At 58.1% G+C, this 6,677-nt stretch carries 6 protein-coding genes; 2 read left to right on the top strand and 4 right to left on the bottom strand.

Annotation, left to right across the window (positions count from 1 at the left end):
* Window positions 1-765 (top strand): MBL fold metallo-hydrolase RNA specificity domain-containing protein (locus tag ABYT07_RS17860; RefSeq protein ID WP_372993376.1); only part of this gene is annotated, 765 nt, incomplete at its 5' end.
* A gap of 159 nt (window positions 766-924) precedes the next feature.
* Here ABYT07_RS17860 and ABYT07_RS17855 read toward each other — a convergent pair.
* The 3 genes from ABYT07_RS17855 to ABYT07_RS17845 form a co-directional block, all read right to left on the bottom strand.
* Window positions 925-2,508, bottom strand: coding sequence for a DEAD/DEAH box helicase (locus ABYT07_RS17855; protein WP_372993377.1), 1,584 nt, complete (start codon window positions 2,506-2,508; stop codon window positions 925-927).
* 137 nt (window positions 2,509-2,645) lie between these two features.
* Window positions 2,646-3,590 (bottom strand): glycosyltransferase family 2 protein, encoded by a 945-nt coding sequence (locus ABYT07_RS17850; RefSeq protein ID WP_372993375.1) that lies wholly within the window; start codon window positions 3,588-3,590, stop codon window positions 2,646-2,648.
* A gap of 42 nt (window positions 3,591-3,632) precedes the next feature.
* Window positions 3,633-5,252, bottom strand: a complete 1,620-nt coding sequence (locus tag ABYT07_RS17845) for a peptide chain release factor 3 (protein WP_372993374.1) — start codon at window positions 5,250-5,252, stop codon at window positions 3,633-3,635.
* Window positions 5,253-5,383: 131 nt separating this feature from the next.
* Between ABYT07_RS17845 and ABYT07_RS17840 the strand changes: the two genes are divergently transcribed.
* Window positions 5,384-5,743, top strand: coding sequence for a SnoaL-like domain-containing protein (locus ABYT07_RS17840; protein WP_372993373.1), 360 nt, complete (start codon window positions 5,384-5,386; stop codon window positions 5,741-5,743).
* Here the strand turns inward: ABYT07_RS17840 and ABYT07_RS17835 are convergent.
* Window positions 5,744-6,677, bottom strand: a 934-nt coding sequence (locus ABYT07_RS17835; RefSeq protein WP_372993372.1) for a Hint domain-containing protein, incomplete at its 5' end; no start/stop codon positions are given.

The raw sequence follows: 6,677 nt of genomic DNA, 5'->3' as shown, positions 1-6,677 counted from the left end.
TCACAGGGCGAACGCCGTGCGGCGTCGGCGCAGCTGGCACGTGGCAAATACATGGGTCTTGAGATGAAGGAAGGGGATATGTTCCTGTTCTCGTCCAAGACCATTCCCGGCAACGAGCGTGGCGTGATCAAGGTGATCAACGCGTTCTCTGAAATGGGTGTTGATATTGTCGATGACAGTTCGGGCCTTTACCACGTGTCTGGCCATGCCAACCGTCCCGATCTTGAAACGCTGCATGATGTGGTCAAACCGCAGATCCTGATCCCGATGCACGGCGAACACCGTCACCTGCGCGAGCATGTGAAGATCGCCAATGGCAAGGGGATGAAGGGTGTTCTGGCTGTGAACGGCATGATGATCGACCTGTCGGGCAATGAACCCAAGGTCGCTGAATATGTAGACAGCGGCCGCACCTATCTGGACGGGTCGACGCAGATCGGCGCGATGGACGGGGTTGTACGCGACCGTATCCGCATGGCGCTGAACGGGCATGTGACTGTGACTGTGATCATGGATGAAAACGACGAAGCGTTGGGCGATCCTTGGGTCGACACCATGGGCTTGCCCGAACAGGGCCGGTCGAAATCATCGTTGGTCGAGATTATGGAAGCGGATCTTGGGCAATTCCTGGGCCGTGCGAATGCAAAGACCTTGCGGGATGATGACAAGCTGCATGACGGGCTGAAGCGCACTGTGCGTCAGTCTGCAAATGACGAGATTGGCAAAAAGCCCGAGGTTACAATCGTGGTCAGCCGTCTTAGCTAAGCGCTGATATTGTGATGCTTGATTACGCGCCGCTCTGGCAAGGGCGGCGCGTTTTTCGTTTCGCGCGCCTATCGGTGGCATAAATCGCAGTCTAGCATACAAAAAGGGCGCAGAACCGATGTTCCGCGCCCTTTTTGTATTTCATATCCAACCGTCTGATCAGTCGCGGCGTTCTTCAAAGCTGAGGCCGATGAATTCGGGCGTATGATCCCCAAGGCCTACGACCCTGTTATCATTCCGGTTGTCATTGCGATTGTTGTTACCGCGTTTGCTATCGGACCGGTTATTTTCATTGCGCCCGCGTCCGCCACGCTCATTGCGGCGGTTCTGCTGGGGCTGTTCGTCTTGCGCTTTGTCCTCTGATGCCTTTGCCACTTCGGCAGCGGGCTGGGGCTTGGGCTCGGGCTTGGGCGTTTCTTTCGCCTGAGGCGCTTCGGCGGCGGCTACGGGTTCAGCCGTATCAACCTTGGGCGCGTCATCCTTTTTGCGGTTGCGCGACCGGCTGCGCTTGGGCTTTTCTGCCTTGGGCGCGTCTTGGGCTGCATCGCCTTTGGTCGCTTGGTCTTCTTTTGCGGCTTCCACGGGGGCGGCCCCCCCAAGCGGATTTTCAAGTCGTGGAATTTCGCGCTGCACCAGATGTTCGACATCGGCGAGATTCTTTTCGTCGCGTGGCACACAGATCATGATCGCCTTGCCATCGCGTCCGGCGCGGCCTGTGCGACCAATGCGGTGAACATAGTCTTCGGCGTGGCTGGGCACATCAAAGTTATAGACATGGCTGACCGATGGCACATCAAGACCACGCGCGGCCACATCAGAGGCCACAAGGAAGCGCAAGTCGCCATTGCGGAATCCTTCAAGGGTCTTTGTGCGTTGGCTTTGGTCCAGATCGCCATGGATTGGCGCGGCGTCATAGCCGTATTTTTTCAAAGATTTGGACACCGTGTCCACATCCATCTTGCGGTTGCAAAAGATGATTGCGTTGGTGCATTTGTCGCCTTCGGCGTCGATCAGCGCGCGCAGAACCTTGCGCTTCTCGGTTGCTTCGCGATCCTTGCGGGACGCTTTGAACATCAACACGCCTTGTTCGATGTTTTCGCCTGTGGTGGCCTGACGCGCAACTTCGACGCGCACGGGGTTGGACAGGAACGTGTTGGTGATACGTTCGATTTCAGGGGCCATCGTGGCCGAAAAGAACAGCGTCTGGCGGGTGAACGGCGTCATCTGGAAGATGCGTTCGATATCGGGGATAAAGCCCATGTCCAGCATCCGGTCGGCTTCGTCCACGACCATGATCTTGACGTCGGACAAGATCAGTTTGCCGCGCTCGAAATGGTCGATCAAACGGCCGGGGGTCGCGATCAGCACGTCGACGCCCTTGTCGATCAGCTTGTCTTGTTCACCGAACGACACGCCGCCGATCAGCAACGCTTTGGTCAGGTTCAGGTGCTTGGTGTAGGTGTCAAAGTTTTCGGCAACCTGTGCGGCCAATTCCCGTGTCGGGCACAGCACAAGGCTGCGCGGCATGCGCGCGCGGGCGCGGCCACGTGCCAGCATGGTGATCATCGGCAGGGTAAAGCTGGCGGTTTTTCCGGTTCCGGTCTGGGCGATTCCCAGAACGTCTTTGCCTTCGAGGGCAGGGGGGATTGCACCGGCTTGGATCGGTGTCGGTGATACATAACCGGCCTCGTCGATGGCCTTAAGTACCTTAGGATTAAGATTAAGATCAGAAAATTTTATCATGTGTGTCCGGTCATAGCGGACGTATGATTGGCCCGCGGCAGCATTCATATCGGCCCGAATGGCCCAAGGGGCGGACGATATCCGCGACATGTTCCGCATCCATTAACAAGAACTCCGGCTCAGGTCAAATGGATGCGCTAAAGCCCTGTGAATTCGGGGAAATGCCTGTGCAGATTTGACGCCAATGCCAGATCGGCAGTGTGGAGCAATCCATGCCCTTGAAGGCGGGTGCGCAAGGTCGGGGTGTCGGCGCAGACTTCATCGAAAAACGCACGCAAACCGGCCTCTCCTGCGTCGGCTTCGATCATCTGGAACAGGTCGTGCATGGACAGCCCGCCTTTTTCATAGGGCTTGTTGGGGCCAAGTTCGGGGCGATAGCTGCCCTTGGTCACGCGGTAGCGGTAGGCGGCGATCCAGTCGTCCCAGGATTTGGCGTGGGCATGGGCAAGATCAATACCAGCCTGGCGGTCGTGACAAGTCAACATTTCGCCGTTTTGGAACACGTTGTGAATGCGCACGTGGATGTGCGGCAGGCCTGTGCGCACGAAGACCTTGCCAGCCAGATGGCTTAGAAACCCGCCTTTCAGATACGCGCCATAGGTGGGGTAGAGGTCGGCAATAATGCGGGCGCGGTCGGGGCCGTTCGGTACGAAGCCTTTGAATGCAGTCGGGGTGCCTGACAGTTGCTCCATCGGGCGAATGCGCGTGGCTGGGGGATCGGCGGGGCGTTCAGCCAGAATATCCGCGATGGGTTGGTCAGCGACCAGAAATTCATCAGCGTCCATGTGGATCAGCCAATCGACCTCGGCGCGGCGGTTATAGGCATGGGTGGCATTCGCGGTCTGGCGCACTTGATGGGTGTCAGGGCGGTCACGCTTGCGCTGCTTCCAGTATTTTGCATCGCAGGTGGTCACGCGGATTTTCGGATGCGCGTCCAGATGTTCAAACGCCTCAGGGTTCGGGGCATCCAGATAGATGTAAATGCGGTGCGCCCCCGCCTCAAGATGGTAGGCGGCGAATTGCAGGACATCGCGCGCGGGCGCAAAAATGGTCGAGGCGATACCCCATGTCACGTCAGTCATGGGGCGAGTTTGCTGTGTCGGACGGTCTCTGGCAAGCCAAAGCTAGACCATCATTTCCTTGGTCGCGGTCAGGCGCACATCGGGATAGTCGCGATCAACACGGTCGATGTCCCATTGCAGCCGCGTCAGGTAAACAATGTCGCCGTCATGGTCGTGCGCGATGTGCTGCTTGTTGGCTTCGGTAAATTTATCAATGGCTTGGCGGTCACCGTTCACCCAGCGGGCCGAGGTGAATTGCGATGGCTCGAACCGCACAGGCAGACCGTATTCCAATTCGATCCGGCTGGCCAGAACCTCGAACTGCAACTGGCCTACAACGCCCACAACAAAACCGGACCCGATGGAGGGTTTGAAAACCTTGGCGGCCCCTTCTTCGGCGAATTGCATCAGCGCTTTTTCAAGGTGCTTGGATTTCAACGGATCGCCCGCGCGCACGCCTTGCAGCAATTCAGGCGCAAAGGACGGGATGCCGGTCACGCGGATCGCTTCGCCTTCGGTCAGGGTATCGCCGATGCGCAGCTGTCCGTGGTTAGGAATGCCGATGATATCGCCAGCCCACGCTTCTTCGGCCAGTTCGCGGTCAGCGGCAAGGAACATCACGGGGTTGGTCACCGCCATCGATTTCTTGGACCGCACGTGGGTCAGTTTCATGCCACGGGTAAAGTGGCCAGACGCCAGACGCACAAAGGCAACGCGGTCGCGGTGCTTGGGGTCCATATTGGCCTGCACCTTGAAAACAAAGCCGGAAACCTTGTTTTCTTCGGGCAGAATCTCGCGAGGTTCGGCCTTTTGGATCTGCGGTTCGGGGCCGTAGGTGGCGATGCCGTTCATCAATTCCTTAACGCCGAACGAATTGATCGCAGAGCCGAACCAGATCGGTGTCAGTGACCCTTCGGCCATCAGCGCTGCATCCAGTGGCGGCATCAACTCGCGCACCATCTCAAGGTCTTCGCGCAGTTTTTCCAACAGGTTCGCAGGCACATGTTCGGCCAGTTTGGGGTCATCCAGCCCTTCGATGGCGATGCTTTCCGACACCTTGTTGCGGTCCGCGCGGTCCATCAGTTCCAGCCGGTCGCGCAGGATGTCATAGCAGCCGATGAAATCGCGGCCCACGCCGATGGGCCAGCTTGCCGGGGTCACATCAATTGCAAGGTTTTGCTGGATTTCGTCGATGATCTCGAACACATCGCGGCTTTCGCGGTCCATCTTGTTACAAAACGTCAGGATCGGCAGGTCGCGCATGCGACACACTTCGAACAGTTTTTGCGTCTGGCTTTCCACGCCTTTCGCGCCGTCAATCACCATCACGGCGGCGTCAACGGCCGTCAGCGTGCGATAGGTATCTTCCGAAAAGTCGGAGTGGCCCGGCGTATCGACCAGATTGAACCGGTAATTCGTGTCTTTTGTCATGAAATCGAACGACATGGCGGATGCCGAAACCGAAATGCCCCGATCCTTTTCCATCGCCATAAAGTCCGACCGCGTGCGGCGCGCTTCGCCCTTGGCGCGCACTTGGCCCGCCATCTGGATCGCCCCACCGAACAGCAGGAATTTTTCCGTCAACGTGGTTTTGCCCGCATCAGGGTGCGAGATGATCGCAAAGGTGCGACGCCGGGCGATTTCGGCGGGCAATGCGGGGCGGTTTGAGGGGGTATCTAACATGGAATGGCATATATCCATGCCCATTGACACGCGCAAGTGTGGGCAAGGCGGCGGGTCTGCATATTGTCCTATGAAAATTTGCGTCAAGCAGAGTAGCCTGATGGCGACATTTCAATCAAGGAGCGACCGACATGGAACTGAAAGACATCGCAAACGCACTTGTGGCAGGGTGCCGCGACGGGCGAGAGGTTGAAAACCTGGACAAGCTTTATGCACATAATGCCGTGTCCGTCGAAGGGGCAGACCATGGAAATGGGCGTGAAACCATCGGCTTGGACGGCATCAAGGGCAAACACGCGTGGTGGGACAGCGCGATGGAGGTAACACGCCAAGAGGTCAGCGACCCGATGTTGCACGGCGATGACCGGTTTGCGGTGATCTTTGACGTGGCGGCGCGCGAAAAGGAAAGCGGCAAGGAAATGGCGATGAAAGAAGTCGCGATTTACCACGTTGCGGACGGCAAAATCGTACGCGAGGAGTTTTTCGGCTGATTACCGCATGCTGGATTTGCGCAATAGCTCTGCCGCGTCGGGGCGGTCCAGCAGAGGTTCGCTGACGTCCAGCCCCGCATGCGGCAAATCGGAATGGCCAGGGATGACATCGCCCAAAGCGTCAGACAGCGCTTGCGGCAGCACGGCCTTGGTGCGGCTGTCGATCAACATGGATTCAGCGGCGATCCCTTCGGCATAGATGATCTGGTGGCCGTCAAACAGCAGCTGGAAATAATCGACAAACCCGCCGTCCTGAATGCGCACTGTGTCGCCGTTGACCAGATGGCGCACCTTGACCAGCAGCTCGGATCGACCTGCGCCAAGGCGGTCTTCGCGTTGATAGATGAACAAACGGTGGTCGGGGCTGACGATCAGGTCGCGGTCATTGTTCAGGGTGCCGGCGCTGATGCATATGGGGGCAAATTCACCCACAGCGCGCACGGTGCTGTGGCCGATCCAGCGGATCGCTTGTACCCCGTCGTCGCGGGTCAGGATACGATCACCGATGCTCAGGTCTTCGATCGCGCGCTGCTCACCCGATGCCATGGTGATATGGGTCCCGCGCGTGAAGGACACGCAGGCGACCTGCGCAAATTTTTGATGCGCCGAGGTCGTATCGATCCCTACCAGCCTGTATTCAAGGCTTGAGGTGTATCCGCTGAGCGGCACCACAAAGATGTCTTCGGTATTGCCGTCTTCGTCCACTTCGACCAGCAAAATGGCATCGCTGGTTTGACCATCCGGCGTCATAAAGGTCAGCGCGCAATCCAGATGTAGTGTGGCCCCCGGCGTCCCGATTTCCGTATCGGGCGCGATTTTGAAGTGACCGGGCGCGGGCGTCAGGATCGACAAACGGTGTTGGTCCGACAGGTACATCAGCTCGTAGACATCATCCAGCAGCAGTTCGGACGCGAATGACAGCGTATCGCCCATG

Origin of the sequence: Sulfitobacter sp. (assembly GCF_041552635.1) — a bacterium.
In the GTDB taxonomy this organism is placed as follows: domain Bacteria; phylum Pseudomonadota; class Alphaproteobacteria; order Rhodobacterales; family Rhodobacteraceae; genus Sulfitobacter.
This window is presented reverse-complemented; position numbering and strand designations above follow the sequence as displayed.